This is a genomic window from Pseudoalteromonas luteoviolacea NCIMB 1942, from assembly GCF_001625595.1.
GTDB lineage: Bacteria > Pseudomonadota > Gammaproteobacteria > Enterobacterales > Alteromonadaceae > Pseudoalteromonas > Pseudoalteromonas luteoviolacea_A.
In genome coordinates this window covers 22,952-39,676 of the sequence record NZ_AUXT01000146.1, presented here as the reverse complement: position 1 = coordinate 39,676, position 16,725 = coordinate 22,952, and the positions used below count along the sequence as shown (strand labels likewise).

Below are 16,725 nucleotides of genomic sequence, written 5' to 3'. Positions count from 1 at the left end.
GTAATCACTTTTTTGTACTTAATTAAGAGGGGATTATACGCTTAAACACTTAAATTGCATGTCAATAAAGGCCGAAAGCATGTGCTATTTTTTAGTCATTTTTGATGGCTTGGCCATTGATAGAAATTTGTTGGTGTTAGAATGGCTGGCAATGGTACATCCCAAGCTTCAATGGGGAGCTCATTCACTTTTTGGCAGTCATGAGCAAGCCCGATTAATTTTGGTTTTGACCAGCTTTGAGCATAATAAGTCGCCAACGTCCTATCATAGTAACCACCTCCCATTCCGAGTCGATTTCCATTATCATCAAAAGCCACGAGTGGCATGAATAAGATATCGAGCTGCGCAATTGGGCAGATTTCACTGCAATCTAATTTAGGTTCTAAGATAGCATAGCGATTCTCTTTCATGGTTGAGTTTTTCTCATATTTTTGAAAGAGCAAATGAGTGCCGCTAAAAGGGTGTATTACAGGTAGGTATACGTGATGATTATCTCTCCAAAGTCTTTGAATTAAAAGGTTTGTTCTTACTTCTCCGTCATTGGGTAAATAGATGCCAATAGCGGCGTTGCAAGGCGGTTTTTCGTGTTGAATAAAATTCATGCATAGGTCAAGTTCAGCTTGGGTTTGAAAATTTTCATCTAGTTTGTTTCTACATTTCCTGACCTCAACACGAATTTCTTTACGAACATGAGCTTTTTTTGATTGTGAACTTGAATTTTCTTTCATTAGAATTGAACCATTTCTGGAAAAGCTAAGCTAAAGCCTAAAACAATCAGTAAAACAAACAAGATAGATAGTAGGGTGTATAATAGCTTTTTGGATTTGGGCTTGGGGTCTGAGTCTAAATCCAATTCATCAAAAAGGTCATCGCTTTGCCACTGTTCTTCTTCTTTGTCGTCATCCGTTTTTTGTTGTCCATCTATACGCTGCTCTAACTCTTCAAGCTTTTCTTCTATTCTGATCAAACTACTAGTGATGTAGTCTAAAGCTTCAAACACTCGCTCATTGGCGGCATTATTGTTCGCAGTATGAGAGCTTGATGGTACTTCTTGAATTTTGCTTTGAAGACCGTAAATTGCTAACAGCTTCGCTTGCTTCAGGCATTTACTTTTATCCGAAATGCCAAAGAGAAACTTGCCTTGGGTAAAAGCTTCTACCTTTTGTTTCGGCACGCCGAGTTTCATAGCGAGTCTTTCGATGGCATTTTGTCCATCCGTATCAGCGTCAAATCCAACAAAGGTTACACGATATTGATCACTCATATTGATCCCTTACTTATTCTAATATGTTGAGTATACCCAAAAAATCATGACAAGCATTGATTAAATCTTGGAATGGCTTGAGCATCTGCATGGACGCAGAAGATACCAGATTAAACGGTGAGTGGCCTTGTTAAAACAGGGAGGGATTCGACTTTATGAGGGATGATTAGCTACACAGTTACCAGTTGTTTTTCTATTTACATATTGAGTAATAATAAAGCCAGACTCGGGGCGTCTGGCTTTATATGGTTGGAACTCTATACGATTAATATTTAGCGGCGTCCCCCGCTGCTGGTAAAGCATTTTTTATGAAGGCGCGTAGATCATTATTTGATAGCCTTAAGTCCTCGTAACGTAAGTACATCATGTGCCCAGAACGATACCCTTTAAAGCTCAATCTATCTTTCATTTTTCCGCTAGGGTCTAGATGCCACAAATTGTATTTACCATCAAAGTAGTTTGTTGCACCATCGTAGTAGCCCGACTGAACCATGACGTGTAAATAGGGGTTTTGTGCCATTGCTAAGCGTAATTGCTCACCAACGTTGTTATTAGTTCTATCCCAAGGGCGAACAGGGCCAAACATATTGTACTTTATGTCTGTTTTGTAATTTAATTCATGACGAAAGTAGTGATTAATTGCGGGTGTAAATGAGTGCAACCAAGATGTGAGCTCTGGCCAGTAGTCTGGTTTTTCGCCTGCTGAACGTTTATCAATACCAAGATAGCGTGAATCTAGCCTTCCCACTGTGAGTTCTTGATCACGGAGCAGTTCTTTCCAAAATGCAGATGTCGGAATATCCAAATTATTTTGCGCTACAAACTTTTCTGACAAACCACTGTATTTCGCGACTTTCTGGATAACAGCTTGTTTCTCAGCTGCGCTTATCATTGCTCCTTTAGCAAGGGCTGGTAAGTACTTGTCTAATGTATATTGCTCAACTTCTTCAAGTACTTCCAGTAGATCTTTGTTTTGTAAGTCACTCGAGAGCGCTTTGTGATACCACGCTGTAGCAGCGAAGTAAGGTAGCCTATTTACAACATCTACGGGGCCTTGGCGCTTAATTCCAATGTCGGTTGGTGAGACGAGTATTACGCCATTAAGATACATCCATTGGCTGTTTTGCAGCTCATGGGCTAGACCTGAAACACGTGTAGTGCCGTAACTTTCACCAATTAGAAATTTAGGTGAAAGGGCACGGCCATGTCGATTGATAAAGGTGTTCAGCCACTGTGCTAAATACTTGATATCTGCATTGACACCAAAAAAGCGCTCTTGCTGGCTCTTTTTACTTGGCATTTTACCTTCTTGGTTTGGTAGCACACGAGAATACCCAGTATTAACCGGATTTACAAACACGATATCAGTGGTATCAAGCACAGAATATGGGTTGTCTTTGAGGCCATAAGGCTGAAGAGGGTAGCCTTCATCATCAATTTTTAGCACTCGTGGGCCCGTATATGCAATATGCATCCACACCGACGCAGAACCTGGGCCACCGTTAAAAGAGATTAGTAAAGGTCTTTTAGCAATATCTTTTACTTTGTCTTTTTTATAATAAGTATAGTGAAGAGACGCAACAGGATTCCCTTCATTATCCCATAAAGGTTGCATCCCAGTTGAGACGGTATAGTTTAATCTTTCCCCGTTTATAGTTGCTTTGTGTTTTGTCACAACAGTGTGATCAATGTCGAAACTTAGTTTTTCTGGTTTTAGACTGTTAGCGACACTTGTTGCACTGATGCAAATTAGCAGTAAACCTGATAAGATTTTGGGTACAGCAGTCATGAGGATCCTCAATATTCACTTTGAGCATTTATTTAAGGCTTTTCTTGTGTTTTTTTCAAAGTTAATGAGACTAAATCGCAATATTTGTAGTTCATTACAATTTGTTCACGAATTAACGCCACAGCTTGTTTTTTTTGTCATAAAATTCGCGTATATTTCATCCTTATGTCTGTAGTATGAAAGTATTTAGCTCTGTTAAATTCTTGTTTATCTGCTTACCCAGTTGTAGTCATTAGAGATTTTTTCCATGCAAAGAGTATTAATTGTCGAAGATAGTAAGGTCGTTCAACAGATCTTGCGTCATTTGGCATCACAACACTTAAATGTCGAATTAGATTTTGCTTGGTCTCTCAAGGAAAGTAAGGCGCTACTTAAAAACACTCGCTACACTTTGGCCTTGGTGGATCTTACATTGCCGGATGCCATGGATGCTGAAGTTGTTCAGCTCACTCTGAGCCACAATGTTCCCACAGTTGTATTGACATCGAAGATTGATGAATATAGCCGCCAACAGATGCTTGAAATGGGCGTGGTTGACTATGTTATAAAAGATAATCGTGATTCCTATTTGTATGCCATAAAATTGGTTTCGAGGTTGCTGCGAAATCAAGGATGCAAGGCGCTTATTGCTGATGACTCAATGATTAGTCGAGCAGTTATGCGCCAGATGCTAGAAAAACAGCTTTTCACTGTTTTTGAAGCTCAAGATGGTGAGCAAGCACTTACTATGCTTAAATCTGATTACGATATCAAACTGTTATTAACGGACTACGCCATGCCTACGATGGATGGCTTTGAGCTGGTTAAAGCTGTGCGTAATTTTAGAGGGCGTGACGACCTAGCTATCGTTGGCTTGTCAGGAGCTGGCACGCATGGCTTGTCTGCAAAGTTTATAAAGTATGGTGCAAACGATTTCCTTATGAAACCTTTCATGAATGAGGAATTCCACTGTCGTGTCATGCAGACCATGGAACAACTTAACTTGATTGCAGACATTAAAGATTATGCACACAGAGACTACTTAACGGGGCTTTATAATCGCCGTTATTTTTGTCAACACATGGACAAAGCACTAAAAAATGGTCCGTTGCCAAGCTGTTTGGCATTGCTAGATCTCGATTTGTTTAAAGAGATCAATGACAAATATGGTCACTTAGGTGGCGATAGTGTGTTAACTCAGGTTGCTGAGCTACTAAACCAATCATTCGGGGACTGTTTAGTTTCGCGAGTCGGGGGCGAAGAGTTTGCCGTGTTGCTACCTGGTGACAGTTTAGAGGAGGCAGGCGCAATTTTTGACAACTTTAGATCGCGTTTTGCGGACAATATCTTTTACATAGAAGGCGAAGCATTACATTGTACTTTGAGTATCGGTATTGCAAAGTGTGAATATGCCACGTTAAGCGAAGTGATGAGACACGCGGATCAAGCACTTTATCGAGCGAAAGCACAAGGCCGAAATTGCGCGATGGCAGCCTGCACCAATTCACATCAAGCAATTGAAAAGTGCACCATATAAGTGCGCTTTTTCTCCAATTTTAACACCTGATTATCCTACCTACCTGAAAAATAGAGCTTTATTATTTTGGCATAATCGTTGGATTGATCCTGTCATCATCAACAGGAAAAAGACTCCTTTGGAGGCCAACAATGAAAATGATAAGTGCAATTATCAAACCGTTTAAACTTGACGAAGTTAGAGAAGCACTTGGTGATCTAGGTATAGAAGGCATGACTGTGGTCGATGTAAAAGGCTTTGGTCGACAAAGAGGACATACCGAGCTATACCGAGGCGCTGAGTATCAAGTTGACTTCATTCCCAAAATCAAGCTGGAAATAGCCACGCACAGCGAAAACTGTCAGCGAGTCGTGGATACGTTAGCAAAGGCAGCCAACACCGGAAAAATAGGTGATGGCAAAATATTTGTGTATGACCTGGAACAAATCGTTCGGATCCGCACAGGTGAACTAGACGAAGAAGCGATTTAAGGGGATAGACGATGGACAATGCAATAATAGAACTACAATTCTCGCTCAATACTTTCTACTTTTTAATTTCTGGCGTTTTAGTAATGTGGATGGCAGCTGGCTTTGCCATGTTAGAAGCTGGGTTGGTTAGGTCAAAAAACACCACAGAGATTTTGACTAAGAACATCGCGTTGTATGCCATCGCATGCACCATGTATTTGCTTATCGGCTATAACATAATGTATGTCGGTAATTCAGAGGGTGGGTTTGTGCCTAGTTTTGGTGCGCTCATTGGTGAGGCGGCAACTGACGCTGATCATGCATTAGAGTCTGATTTCTTTTTCCAAGTTGTCTTTGTTGCTACCGCTATGTCAATTGTATCCGGAGCAGTAGCAGAGCGGATGAAGCTTTGGGCGTTTTTACTTTTTGCGGTGGTGCTGACTGGGGTTATTTATCCAATAGAAGGTTATTGGACTTGGGGAGCTGGGTTTTTGTCAGAGCTTGGCTTTGTGGACTTTGCCGGTTCAGCCATAGTCCATGGTGCAGGCGCAGCGGCTGCGCTGGCTGGAGTATTGTTATTAGGAGCACGTAAAGGTAAGTATGGTAAACACGGAGAAATCTACCCAATTCCGGGCTCAAATTTACCTTTGGCAACACTTGGCACATTTATCCTTTGGATGGGGTGGTTTGGCTTTAATGGCGGCTCACAGTTGTTTTTGGCAGATAAAGAAAATGCAGTTGCTGTGAGTCAAATTATGCTCAATACTAATGCCGCAGCAGCAGCGGGTGCCATAGCTGCACTGCTTGTGTGCAAAATTATGTGGGGCAAAGCGGATCTGACTATGATTTTAAATGGTGCGCTTGCCGGTTTAGTGACTATTACTGCTGAGCCAGCATCACCAACGCCTATGTTGGCGTGTATCTTGGGTGCACTTGGAGGGAGTTTAGTTGTGTTTAGTATCGTTGGATTAGATAAATTGAAAATCGATGATCCTGTTGGCGCGATTTCGGTTCATGGTGTGTGTGGTTGCCTTGGGGTAATGATGGTGCCTTTCTCAAACAGCGACGCGAGCTTTATGACGCAGTTGATTGGGTTACTGACAATTTTAGGCTTTGTCTTTGTTACATCTTACTTAGTATGGGCTGCGCTCAAAGCAACCATGGGGATCAGAGTAAGTGAGGAAGAAGAACTCAGCGGTATGGACCAGCACGATTGCGGTGTTGATGCTTATCCGGAGTTTGTGACAATTCGCAACCACTAAACCACTAAACCACTAAACGATAGAAAAGCGAGCTTAAGCTCGCTTTTTTAGTTTCAGTGGCGGTTAATCTACGTTAATCTAGCATCATTGAAAATACAGCGAAAATTGTATAGGTACATGTCAGATAAAAAACGTACTACCGGTGCCAAATCCAAGCCTAAAAAAGCAACTCGAAAACCTTCTAAATCGAAAACGTCGTCACCTTCTTTTAAACAGCGCCTTAGTCATTTTAAGTCTCAACTTTTGAAAACACTATGGTCTTTGTTTTGGAAAGGCGGCTTGGCAGTCTGTTGTGCCGTTGCACTGTACGTTATTTATCTTGACGCCAAAGTGAGCAAACAGTTTGAGGGAAATAAATGGCAGTTACCGGTACAAGTTTACGCACGTGCGATGACATTTCACCCTGATCAATACTTATCTGAAGATGAAGTAATTTGGGAACTTGAACGACTTAACTACTCCCGAGTGAATCGCATTAAACGTACCGGTCAATATCTTGTTCAGGGTCGCACTATTACTGTTTATCGTCGTGCGTTTGAGTTTTATGAAGGTAATGAAGTTGCTACTGAATTCATGCTTAACTTTGCTGGTAAAAAGCTTGCGAGTATTGTAGATAAAGGTGGAAGAAGAGTAGCTACCGCTAGGCTTGAACCTGTGCAAATTGCACGCATTGGTAACGAAACCAACCAAGACCGAGAGTTTGTACCATTGAGTAAGTTTCCCAATGTTTTGAAAGAAGCTTTGTTAGTTGTTGAAGACCGCAATTTTTACGAACATCATGGTGTGTCTTTGTGGTCAATCATGCGTGCACTTTATAGCAATATTAGAGCAGGGCGCACTGTACAAGGTGGTAGTACACTCACTCAACAATTGGCAAAGAACTTTTACTTGACTCGTGAACGTTCTTTGGTGCGCAAAATCAATGAAGCATTTATCGCGCTAATACTAGACTATCGATACAGTAAAGACGAGATCCTCGAGGCCTATTTAAATGAAGTGTATTTAGGTCAGGCATACAACCAAGGGGTTCATGGCATGGGCCTTGCCTCAGAATTTTACTTTGCCAAGCCGGTCGATGAACTCGAATTTGATCAGGTCGCCCTGTTAGTGGCCATGGTCAAAGGGCCGTCGTATTATAACCCAAGGCGCTATACAGAACGAACGATGGAGCGCCGAGACCTAGTTTTAAGACTGATGGCTGAAAATGGTATTATTACTACCACAGAGTATCGCAGTGCATTAGATCGCAAAATTGAGGTCCAGCCATTAAAAGAGAGCCTACTTCAATCATATCCTGGCTATTTAGAACTAGTGAATCGCGAGATGAAAAAAATTGTTCCAAATAAAGATGTTATTCATGCAGGGGTAAGGATATTTACCTATTTTGAGCTACAAAAGCAAAGTGCGATGGAAGAGGCCATAACCTCAGGGTTACCATATTTGGAGAGACGTTTTAACACCTCAGGATTAGAGGTGGCAATGTTGTCAGTCAATACCGAAAAGTCAGGGGTTTCAGCTCTGGTCTCAGGAAGACAAATGCGTTTCTCTGGTTTTAACCGGGTGTTGGATACAAAGCGCAGCGTTGGTTCATTGGTGAAACCTGCTATCTATTTAACTGCGCTGCAGCAGGACTACAATTTAGGCTCATTGGTAGATGATTCACCACTGCAAGTCACGAATGCGGCGGGTAAAACATGGGCTCCTGAAAATTTTGATCATAAATTTAGAGGGCAAGTACCGCTATATCGTGCTTTTAGTGAAAGCTTAAACATTCCAGCGGTTAACTTAGGATTAGATGTTGGTGTCCATGAGGTTGCGAATACAATAACAGAGTTAGGTGTAGCGGGAAATATACCTACTTACCCGTCTATGTTACTGGGTGCAGTGGAGCTATCTAGTTTTGACGTTGCACAAATGTATACCACGATGGCGGCAAATGGTCGCTTTAGTGCATTGACTAGTATCTCTGCTATTACTGATGCCACTGGCAGAATACTTTACAAACACCAACCCGAAAAAGCTCCGCGGTTTGATCCCGCTTCAGTTTATATGACCAATTATGGCTTAAAAAGGGTAACAAAAAGTGGAACGGGCAAACGACTTAATCAGCACTTTCCCGCAATACAATTAGCGGGGAAAACGGGCACTAGTAATGACCTAAGAGACAGTTGGTTTGCGGGTTTTGATCATAATACAGTGACTGTAACATGGATTGGAAGAGACGATAACAAACCAGCTAAATTGACAGGGGGAAGGGGAGCGCTGGAGCTATATATCCGCTACCTTAAACCTCTTAACCCACAAGCAATCGCAGATGAGAGACCAGAGGGCATTCGCTGGGCATTCGTCAACAAACAAACTGGTAAACAGGCTGCACCACACTGCGGACCAACAATTCAGCTCCCACTAAGAGCTGAATTGTTTGACCCAAAACCAAAATGTAACTAGTTATATTAGGTTCTAAATTGACTCATGGCTGACTTTAAATGAGCGGCCATGTTACTCAGCTGGTGGGCATCGTCTTGGGTTGCCTCAGCGCTACCCAGCGTGTGTTCGGCCAGAGAGCTGATTTCACTGGACTCTGATAACGCTTGTTGAGTAGCCTGAGTCTGTTGTTGAACAAGCTCCCTAATTACATGACCTTGTTGATCAATGTCTGTCATACTTTGTTCTGCTGCACTCAAAATGGCATTGGTCTCGGTCGCAGCAGTCACACCGCGCTCCATTTTTTCAACACTACTGAGCATTTTTTGCTGCGTGTCATTAGATGCGTTTTGCAGAGACTTGATGATTGAATGGATCTCCTCAGTTTGTTGCTGGGTCCGTTTTGCCAGAGTACGAACTTCGTCAGCAACAACCGCAAAGCCACGACCTTGCTCACCTGCGCGAGCCGCTTCTATAGCAGCGTTCAATGCAAGTAGGTTAGTTTGTTCCGCAATTTCGCTGATCCCTAGGCTTACTTTACTGATGTTTTGACTATCTTGAGCTAGCTTATCAAGCGCTTGCCTGCTTTCTTCAAACTCTTGCTGCAATACTGTCATATGTTGTGCGAGCTCGGTTGTATTAATACTACCCTGCTTGACTTGCTCAGCCGCGGTGCTTGCTAATTCCGTGGCATGTTGAGCGGAGTTTTCAACGGCATCTGCGGCGTTAGCCATGTCAGACAAGGCAGTGTGGATCCCAGTTATCTTTATTTGCTGCTGCTCGACATCATGACGGGTGTCCTGGCTAATGTGGCTAAGCTTGTCAGTCGCATTGTGCAAATCACTGGAAGTATTGTGTACATCTCCCAAAAGCTCAATAAAAGCATCTAGCACACGGTTATACTGAGCTACAATGTCATTTAATTCGTCATCCCCTTGAGACTGTGCTTTCGCTCGTAAATCTCCTTGAGCCGCTTTTTGGGCTGAAACAGAAAACTCTGAAATGGTGTCGACTACAGCAAAGTAAAAACCTAGCATTAAATACAGTGCCACTAATAAACTAATAATTGAGGCAGTAGCGACAACATTTCGAATCATCTGTTCTTGCTCAAGCTTTTCTTGCAAAAGGCTTCTTAGGGTTGGCAAGGCGACTTCTACGAGTGTACGTGTTTTTCTTTGTACATCTTGATGAGCACTGGTGAAAGCTGCTGCACTTAATTCAATATCATCGGGCTCGAGTAGCTTTGTACGAATAGCTAGCTGATAACTATCTAATGCCCTATTTAAAGTATCCACCTGCTCAGATACTTGCGCTTTTACGTGGTTATTTTCCAGTGTGGCGACTTCGAGCTTGTCTAGAAGTTGGCCTTTCACGATAGGCAAGGCTTTATTGAGGTTAGACAAGGCGATAAATGAATCAGGGGTAAATCGACCTCTGGCAATAATAGCGTTTGCCTGCTCAGCAATGCTATTGACTTGATATACCAACTTGGGCAGCGACTCCACCAAGGAGCGGTTGAGGTAAGAGCGACTCAGGTCATTATCTATGGCAAGCTTAGATGCAATTGATACCTGCTCCAAAGGCGTGTTTGATGCTTGGCTATTTACCATCAAACCACTGCGGGCCAGTATTTGTTGATTTTCACTTTGACGGTTATTGATGATATTTTCAAGTAATTTGGGGTACAGGTTTAACCCTTGCTGCTGCTGTTTGCTGACCTCAATTGAATGCGTCAATGTGGAATTCAAGAAAAATAAACTGAGTGCCAGTGGTAAAATAAGAATACCAAAGACTAAGCTGATTTTTGTTTTGTATTTTAACTGCGCCATAAACGCAATGGCGGGGCTACAAACTGATCTGAGTCCTGTCATAATTTAATTCTTTGTTATTGAGTCACGAAATAAAGACCTTGTTAATACAAAGAATAGTTCAAAGAATTGATATTTTTTTTTGTGAGTGAAAAAAAGCCCTTATAGGGCTTTTATTTGATTATTTTTTGCCTGCTTCAGCTTGAAAGTGGCTGTTAAGCGCCAGTTTCGCAAAAGCGCGGTCTGCAGCTTGAATTGTCTCTTCGATATCTTGCTCGCTATGCATGGTGCTTACAAAGCCAGCTTCAAACGCAGATGGTGCAAGGTAAACACCTTCTTCAAGCATCAAGTGGAAGAAGCGTTTGAATTTATCTAAGTCGCATTCCGTAGCTTGTTGATAGCTGTCCACGCGTTCTGCTGAAGTAAAGAAGAAACCGAACATACCACCTGCGTAGTTCGTTGTCAGCGGAATATTATGCTTTTCAGCAGCAGCTTGGAAGCCTACACACAGCGCTTTAGATTTTGCCTCAAGTGCTTCATGTAATCCGGATTCAGCTAGTAGTTCTAGTGCTTTTAGTCCTGCCGCCATAGCAATTGGGTTACCAGATAAAGTACCAGCTTGGTACACAGGTCCAACAGGTGCAATGAAATCCATAATCTCTTGTTTGCCACCAAATGCGCCGACAGGCATACCACCGCCAATCACTTTACCCAAGCATGTAAGGTCTGGTTCGATGTTGTAGTATTGCTGCGCGCCACCAAGTGCGACTCTAAAACCAGTCATAACTTCATCAAAAATTAGGACAGATTTATGGTCGGTACACACTGAACGTAAACCTTCCAAGAAACCTTCTACCGGTGGAATACAGTTCATGTTTCCTGCTACAGGTTCAACAATAACACAGGCAATTTGATCTTTATACTGTTCAAAAATCGCTTTGACTTCATCCAAGTTGTTAAAAGATACTGTCAGGGTATGCTTGGCAAAGTCAGCTGGGATCCCAGGAGAATTCGGTACTCCCATGGTCAGTGCACCTGAACCTGCTTTTACTAGAAGTGAGTCTGCATGACCATGGTAACAGCCTTCAAACTTGAGAATTTTATCTCTGCCTGTGAAGCCGCGTGCAAGACGAATTGCACTCATTGTAGCTTCGGTGCCTGAGCTAACCATTCGCACTTTTTCTATTGAAGGTACTAGCTCCTTCACTTTCTCAGCCATTAGAATTTCAGTCTCTGTTGGCGCTCCGTAGCTTAAACCATTTTCAACTGCATCTAGCACCGCTTGCTTTATTTCAGGGTGATTATGCCCAAGGATCATTGGCCCCCAAGAACCTACGTAATCAATGTAGCGATTATTATCAGCATCAAAAGTAAAAGGGCCTTCAGCTTTTGTGATGAACAAAGGTGTACCACCGACACCATTAAAAGCTCTAACTGGCGAGTTTACACCACCAGGGATAGAAGTTTGGGCACGCTCAAATAAATTCTGGCTAATTGTCATAATGTGTCCTTTTTGATTAACTTTGGCGTTTTCTGCTGAACCAAGGTACATTTGTTTCGTATTGTTGTACTTTGTTTTCTACACCTAAAGTGAGTGCGAAAAGCGCCATACGGATCAGCACGCCATTTTGTACTTGTCTAAAAATGGCCAAGTTATCATTGGTATTTAAATCGTTATCTAATTCATTCGCATCGCTGCGGCTATCGCGTGGCAGTGGATGCATTAAGACTGATTCTGGCTTACAGTGCGCCTCGTAAATAGACTGACTAATTCTAAATCCACCGCGGTACTTATTAGCTTCTTCTTGCGAGGGGAATCGCTCTTCTTGAATTCGGGTTTGATAAACAATATCAGCCGCTAAGTTACCTTCCATTTGTGAGACCAACTCAATTTGGTGACCTGCGTTAGTTACCGCATCAAGGACATAGTCTGGCATTTGCAAACCGTCTGGTGCGACCATAGAAAATTTAATATTTTTATAGTGACACAATAATTTAGATAGAGAGTGTACTGTACGGCCGTATTTCAAGTCACCGACCAAGGCGATGTGCATTCCATCTACGCCACGACCGTAGCGGTCCAGCTCACGATCAATCGTTAATAGATCCAGTAGCGCTTGAGTTGGGTGTTCGTTGGGGCCGTCACCGCCGTTAAGTACTGGAACATCAGAGCCGGTAGCAAATTCTGCAACACTTCCCGCATCAGGGTGTCGCATCGCCACAGCATCAGCATAAGCTGAAATAACACGAGCGGTATCGTATAAGGATTCGCCTTTTGCCAATGCTGAGCTTTGCATACCAGTTGTTTCTCTTACCAGACCACCTAATAGGTTAAAAGCAGTACCAAAGCTGACACGTGTGCGGGTACTTGGTTCAAAAAATAGGTTTGCAAGCACTGCGCCTTCGAGCACTTTTGTACGCTTGTGCTTTTTAGCATAAGGCTCCATGCGCTTGGCGACTTCAAAAATAAGTTCTATTGCTTCTCTATCGAGTTGATTGACAGAAAGGATGTTTTCACCTTGGAAACTTAACATGCGGCGATTCCTAATCACAGATTGACAACAGGAGGCAAGGCTGCGCTCCTAACCGAGATAACCTTGGCAACACTAGGTTACTGGAACGACATAATAGCATAGTTCCTAGCTATCTGGTGAGTATGACGGCACTGTCGCCGCCATATTTAAGCTAAAAAAAGGGTTTTAATACTGCTAACAGAATAATTGGCAATAATAGGAAAACGGGGAACTCGTTATAGAAGCGATAGAAGCGTGTACTGCGAATGTTTCTATCATGCTTGAAGTCAGCTAATAATTTAAAGAAGTAGCCATGGTAAATGTATAAAATAATTACAAAAACCAGTTTATAATGAAGCCACATGTTGTATTTAAACCACTCTCGGCCATATTCAACAATGGTAAGGGTGCCAAATATACCTGTGAGGATGGCAAAAGGTGTAACAAAGTAAAGTAAGCGCCTCTCCATGATCTTAAGCATCGCCTTACATGCCTTTTCTTCGGTCATTGTGTGATAAATAAATAACCTTGGTAAGTAAAAAATACCTGCAAACCAAGCCACCATAAAAAAGATGTGCAAAGCTTTGTAAACCAACAGTGCGCTCATAATACCCCTTATGATTCGATTAAAGTAAACTATTTCTCATTGTCAAAATGTGCCGTAATTTATCCCACCGGACAATCCCCATGATTTGTAGGCTGTCTTTTTGGTTATAAACATAAACTGCACCAGATCTCTTGTCTTTTAATAATTCAAACGCTTCTGCCAGTGTCGCTTGCGTGCTTAGGCCCTGAAGAGGGACGTACTTAATGGTTGCGCTATCATCTGAAACGAGCGTTAAGTCATATTCGGCTAACTGATATCCAGTTTCTTCGTCATAGATGATAAGTGGCGTTTGGCTTTCTACGGCTGACAAAGTATCTTTGATTTGTTTTTTGTCATTGGAGTATAAAAGCTTGAAGTCCTCTTCCATCTCTTCGACAATCCCCACTTTTTGCAGGGCTTCTTTTGCTGGAGATACTTGATAGGGAAGACCTTGAAAGTCCAACTGTTGCAAAAATATCGAACGATTGCCAAATACTTGCAGGGCTGTCACGTAAGCCGTTGAGATAATTAACATGGCAGGTACTACAATTTGTGGGTTAGATGTCAATTCCATCACAGCACAAAGGGCTGCTAAAGGCGCATGTAGCGTTGCTGCGAGTAACCCTGCCATACCGAGGACACCATATGTACCGGCTACGGCGGTGTCTGGTGAAATAAATTGACCGAAAAAGGCCATTAAAGTACCTAGGATTACCCCAAGTCCGATAACTGGGCCAATTAGACCGCCAGGAATACCTAGGCCTATGGCGAACAAGGTCGCCAATAATTTAGCGATAAAAATAGTTGTTAATAGTTGCAGGTTATCTGGCGTTTCTACCGCAAGTTTAATCGCACTCATGCCGGAGCCCATTGCTTCAGGAACCAAGTAGCCGATTAGACCTGCGATGAGCCCCGCAAGTAGAAGACGAGGGAACATGCTGATAGGCTTAAATGTTTTGATAATTAACATGAGGTTTTGATTAAATGCAAACGCGACAGCGCCAAGGGCAAATCCACAAATGATTAAATAGGGGTAGTGCCAAAAGCTCAGCATCTCTATTTGAATTAATGAAAGCTCTGAAACATTACCAAATACAAATTGAGTGGCTAACGCACCAGTGACGGCGGCGAGCATAATCGGTACGAAAATATGAATTTTGTATTCTCTTAGAACAACTTCCATCACAAATATAACCGCTGCCAGCGGAGTATTGAATGAGGCTGCTATACCTGCCGCAACCCCGCAACCTGCCAAAGTACGTGCTGCGTTATGGGGAAGGTGTAATCGTTCAGTTAAGACACTTGCCCCTGTTGCCCCCATGTGTACAGACGGGCCTTCTCGACCTACTGAAAATCCACAGATTAAAGCAATTCCACCGCCAAAAAATTGGTTGACTGAATTCCAAATTGGCATATGGCCGTAATGATGTTTGATGCGATTAATCACAAACGGAATGCCTAGGCGATAATGTTTAAACCCAGTAAGGCTGGCAAATAATGCTATAACCAAAGCCGCGCCCACAGGCAGTAATAACCTTTGATGCTGTGCTAACGTAGTGAAATCATCGTGATTATCTAAAAAGGTTGACTGTACTAGTTCAATCATCAGACGAAAAAGTATGATCAGTATTGCTGCAATAAGGCCAGCACATACGCCAAGTACGCACAATTGTGCGGAAGTCTTTGGCTTTGCTAGACGGCGCCTGACTTGATCAAAGTTCATAATGTATCGCTGGAATTGAACAGGTCCTTATATTTTATCAAAAGATCATCGCTAAGTCCCTGACATAAATCTAGCTTTTTAATTAAAAATGTCGGTTGGTCTTGTTTACAATTAACCATTCATTCAAATAAAGGTACAAAGGGAGATACTTGATTAAAATAGTCGGGTATTAGATAATTCCGCTAATTAATGTACAAGGGTCGAATGCACATGTCAGAAGAGTTACCTATTAAATTTAGCGATGCTGCAGCTGCTCGCGTAAAAGAGCTAATATCTGAAGAAGAAAATCCGGATTTAAAACTTCGCGTGTATGTAACTGGTGGAGGATGTTCAGGCTTCCAGTATGGATTCACTTTTGATGAAAAAGTAAACCCAGGCGATTTAGAAATTGAAAAAAATGGTGTGGTCATGGTAGTTGACCCAATGAGTATTCAATATCTGATTGACGGTATTGTGGACTACACAGAAGGACTAGAAGGGGCGCGCTTCTTTGTTAATAACCCTAACGCGACAACGACATGTGGTTGTGGCGCAAGTTTCAGTGTGTAGTATCTTTCAATATTGAGAGAAAAAGCCATGCAATTGCATGGCTTTTTTATGCAGGGTTGGTAACGTGTATCATTAATACAAAAAAGCCCAACACAAATGCTGAAAATGCCAGAATATAAATAAATCCCCGCTTACCTTGTTTCAATGGAACGCCATTGACCTTCAAAAAGTAATACCAGCCAAAACAAAGAATCAGTGGTAATAAAAATAAGATCCGAATCATTTTTGCACCCTAATTTTTCAATTAAATTTAAGGTTAGCTCTAAATGGCTAATTTTTAAAGAAAAATAAATTATTTCAAATACTGGTACAAGATATAAAATTTTTGTTAAAGTGTACTTTGTACCCTACATGAAAAAAATGAATATAATTTTTCAAAATTTTATTAGGTTTTAGCGCTAAGATGGTCTATACCTTATTGGGTACACAGGAACAAGACCTGTTGGCAAAACAGGAAATACGCAAGATCTGTAGGGTCTGTAGCGAGTATTTTTTCTAGTATACGATGTGCAGCTGAGTGAGACGGGCAAATTTCACGAAGCTGTTTAAGGTAAATCATCAAGTAGGAGATGTTTATTTATGATGGGTAAAACGGTTTCTTCAGAAGAAAACGGAAAGTTAACAAAATGGTTGAAATCAAAGCGTCATGAGAAAGGCCACACAATGCGTAGCCTTGCTCAGGTTTTAGGTACGCCGCATTCATTTATCGGTAAAATTGAAAATCAAGAACGTCGTTTAGATGTCATTGAGTTTTTGCGTTATTGTGAGGCACTGGAAGTAGACCCATACGAAGGCCTTTCACTAATTAATAAAGAAGAGCTATAAATCCTACACAATGGGAT

At 42.0% G+C, this 16,725-nt stretch carries 14 protein-coding genes; 6 read left to right on the top strand and 8 right to left on the bottom strand.

Annotation, left to right across the window (positions count from 1 at the left end; genetic code table 11):
- Window positions 1-95 precede the first annotated feature (95 nt).
- The 3 genes from N482_RS08230 to N482_RS08220 form a co-directional block, all read right to left on the bottom strand.
- Complete coding sequence (locus tag N482_RS08230) at window positions 96-728, bottom strand: 5-formyltetrahydrofolate cyclo-ligase (RefSeq protein WP_063376577.1); 633 nt, start codon at window positions 726-728, stop codon at window positions 96-98.
- The gene (locus tag N482_RS08225) at window positions 728-1,264 is read right to left on the bottom strand and encodes a hypothetical protein (RefSeq protein ID WP_063376576.1); all 537 of its coding nucleotides are present in this window, start codon (window positions 1,262-1,264) and stop codon (window positions 728-730) included. Before N482_RS08225 ends, N482_RS08230 begins: the two co-directional genes overlap by 1 nt.
- A 265-nt stretch (window positions 1,265-1,529) precedes the next feature.
- Window positions 1,530-3,053, bottom strand: coding sequence for a S10 family peptidase (locus N482_RS08220; protein WP_063376575.1), 1,524 nt, complete (start codon window positions 3,051-3,053; stop codon window positions 1,530-1,532).
- Between the two features lie 247 nt (window positions 3,054-3,300).
- Here N482_RS08220 and N482_RS08215 point away from each other — a divergent pair, with 247 nt between their 5' ends.
- The 4 genes from N482_RS08215 (at window position 3,301) to mrcB (ending at window position 8,728) form a co-directional block, all read left to right on the top strand.
- Window positions 3,301-4,569 (top strand): response regulator, encoded by a 1,269-nt coding sequence (locus N482_RS08215; protein ID WP_063376574.1) that lies wholly within the window; start codon window positions 3,301-3,303, stop codon window positions 4,567-4,569.
- A gap of 131 nt (window positions 4,570-4,700) precedes the next feature.
- On the top strand, window positions 4,701-5,039 hold the full coding sequence (locus N482_RS08210; protein ID WP_063359370.1) for a P-II family nitrogen regulator: 339 nt from the start codon (window positions 4,701-4,703) through the stop codon (window positions 5,037-5,039).
- An 11-nt stretch (window positions 5,040-5,050) separates the two neighbouring features.
- Window positions 5,051-6,280: an ammonium transporter gene (locus N482_RS08205; protein ID WP_063373147.1), complete on the top strand. Its 1,230-nt coding sequence runs from the start codon at window positions 5,051-5,053 to the stop codon at window positions 6,278-6,280.
- A gap of 117 nt (window positions 6,281-6,397) precedes the next feature.
- A complete protein-coding gene (gene mrcB, locus N482_RS08200) occupies window positions 6,398-8,728 on the top strand; it encodes a penicillin-binding protein 1B (protein WP_063376573.1) in 2,331 nt (776 codons plus the stop codon).
- A gap of 5 nt (window positions 8,729-8,733) precedes the next feature.
- On the opposite strand, the gene N482_RS08195 is transcribed toward mrcB, so the two are convergent.
- From N482_RS08195 to N482_RS08175, 5 genes are all read right to left on the bottom strand, one after another.
- Window positions 8,734-10,575: a methyl-accepting chemotaxis protein gene (locus N482_RS08195; RefSeq protein WP_063376572.1), complete on the bottom strand. Its 1,842-nt coding sequence runs from the start codon at window positions 10,573-10,575 to the stop codon at window positions 8,734-8,736.
- 118 nt (window positions 10,576-10,693) lie between these two features.
- Window positions 10,694-12,013, bottom strand: a complete 1,320-nt coding sequence (hemL, locus tag N482_RS08190; RefSeq protein ID WP_063376617.1) for a glutamate-1-semialdehyde 2,1-aminomutase — start codon at window positions 12,011-12,013, stop codon at window positions 10,694-10,696.
- Between the two features lie 16 nt (window positions 12,014-12,029).
- Window positions 12,030-13,046, bottom strand: coding sequence for an aspartate carbamoyltransferase (locus N482_RS08185; protein WP_063376571.1), 1,017 nt, complete (start codon window positions 13,044-13,046; stop codon window positions 12,030-12,032).
- 151 nt (window positions 13,047-13,197) lie between these two features.
- The gene (locus N482_RS08180; RefSeq protein WP_063376570.1) at window positions 13,198-13,632 is read right to left on the bottom strand and encodes a CopD family protein; all 435 of its coding nucleotides are present in this window, start codon (window positions 13,630-13,632) and stop codon (window positions 13,198-13,200) included.
- A gap of 19 nt (window positions 13,633-13,651) precedes the next feature.
- Complete coding sequence (locus tag N482_RS08175; protein WP_063376569.1) at window positions 13,652-15,334, bottom strand: chloride channel protein; 1,683 nt, start codon at window positions 15,332-15,334, stop codon at window positions 13,652-13,654.
- A 210-nt stretch (window positions 15,335-15,544) separates the two neighbouring features.
- Between N482_RS08175 and erpA the strand changes: the two genes are divergently transcribed.
- The gene (gene erpA, locus N482_RS08170; RefSeq protein WP_063376568.1) at window positions 15,545-15,883 is read left to right on the top strand and encodes an iron-sulfur cluster insertion protein ErpA; all 339 of its coding nucleotides are present in this window, start codon (window positions 15,545-15,547) and stop codon (window positions 15,881-15,883) included.
- 579 nt (window positions 15,884-16,462) lie between these two features.
- A complete protein-coding gene (locus N482_RS08165; protein ID WP_023399554.1) occupies window positions 16,463-16,708 on the top strand; it encodes a helix-turn-helix domain-containing protein in 246 nt (81 codons plus the stop codon).
- Window positions 16,709-16,725: the final 17 nt, after the last annotated feature.

What these genes read in the sequence shown, in the direction of transcription:
- N482_RS08195 (WP_063376572.1), bottom strand. Translation starts at nt 10,575, where the DNA reads ATGACAGGACTCAGATCAGTTTGTAGCCCCGCCATTGCGTTTATGGCG.
- N482_RS08185 (WP_063376571.1), bottom strand. Translation starts at nt 13,046, where the DNA reads ATGTTAAGTTTCCAAGGTGAAAACATCCTTTCTGTCAATCAACTCGAT.
- N482_RS08230 (WP_063376577.1), bottom strand. Translation starts at nt 728, where the DNA reads ATGAAAGAAAATTCAAGTTCACAATCAAAAAAAGCTCATGTTCGTAAA.
- mrcB (WP_063376573.1), top strand. Translation starts at nt 6,398, where the DNA reads ATGTCAGATAAAAAACGTACTACCGGTGCCAAATCCAAGCCTAAAAAA.
- erpA (WP_063376568.1), top strand. Translation starts at nt 15,545, where the DNA reads ATGTCAGAAGAGTTACCTATTAAATTTAGCGATGCTGCAGCTGCTCGC.
- N482_RS08180 (WP_063376570.1), bottom strand. Translation starts at nt 13,632, where the DNA reads ATGAGCGCACTGTTGGTTTACAAAGCTTTGCACATCTTTTTTATGGTG.
- N482_RS08175 (WP_063376569.1), bottom strand. Translation starts at nt 15,334, where the DNA reads ATGAACTTTGATCAAGTCAGGCGCCGTCTAGCAAAGCCAAAGACTTCC.
- N482_RS08220 (WP_063376575.1), bottom strand. Translation starts at nt 3,053, where the DNA reads ATGACTGCTGTACCCAAAATCTTATCAGGTTTACTGCTAATTTGCATC.
- N482_RS08225 (WP_063376576.1), bottom strand. Translation starts at nt 1,264, where the DNA reads ATGAGTGATCAATATCGTGTAACCTTTGTTGGATTTGACGCTGATACG.
- N482_RS08215 (WP_063376574.1), top strand. Translation starts at nt 3,301, where the DNA reads ATGCAAAGAGTATTAATTGTCGAAGATAGTAAGGTCGTTCAACAGATC.
- N482_RS08205 (WP_063373147.1), top strand. Translation starts at nt 5,051, where the DNA reads ATGGACAATGCAATAATAGAACTACAATTCTCGCTCAATACTTTCTAC.
- N482_RS08210 (WP_063359370.1), top strand. Translation starts at nt 4,701, where the DNA reads ATGAAAATGATAAGTGCAATTATCAAACCGTTTAAACTTGACGAAGTT.
- hemL (WP_063376617.1), bottom strand. Translation starts at nt 12,013, where the DNA reads ATGACAATTAGCCAGAATTTATTTGAGCGTGCCCAAACTTCTATCCCT.
- N482_RS08165 (WP_023399554.1), top strand. Translation starts at nt 16,463, where the DNA reads ATGATGGGTAAAACGGTTTCTTCAGAAGAAAACGGAAAGTTAACAAAA.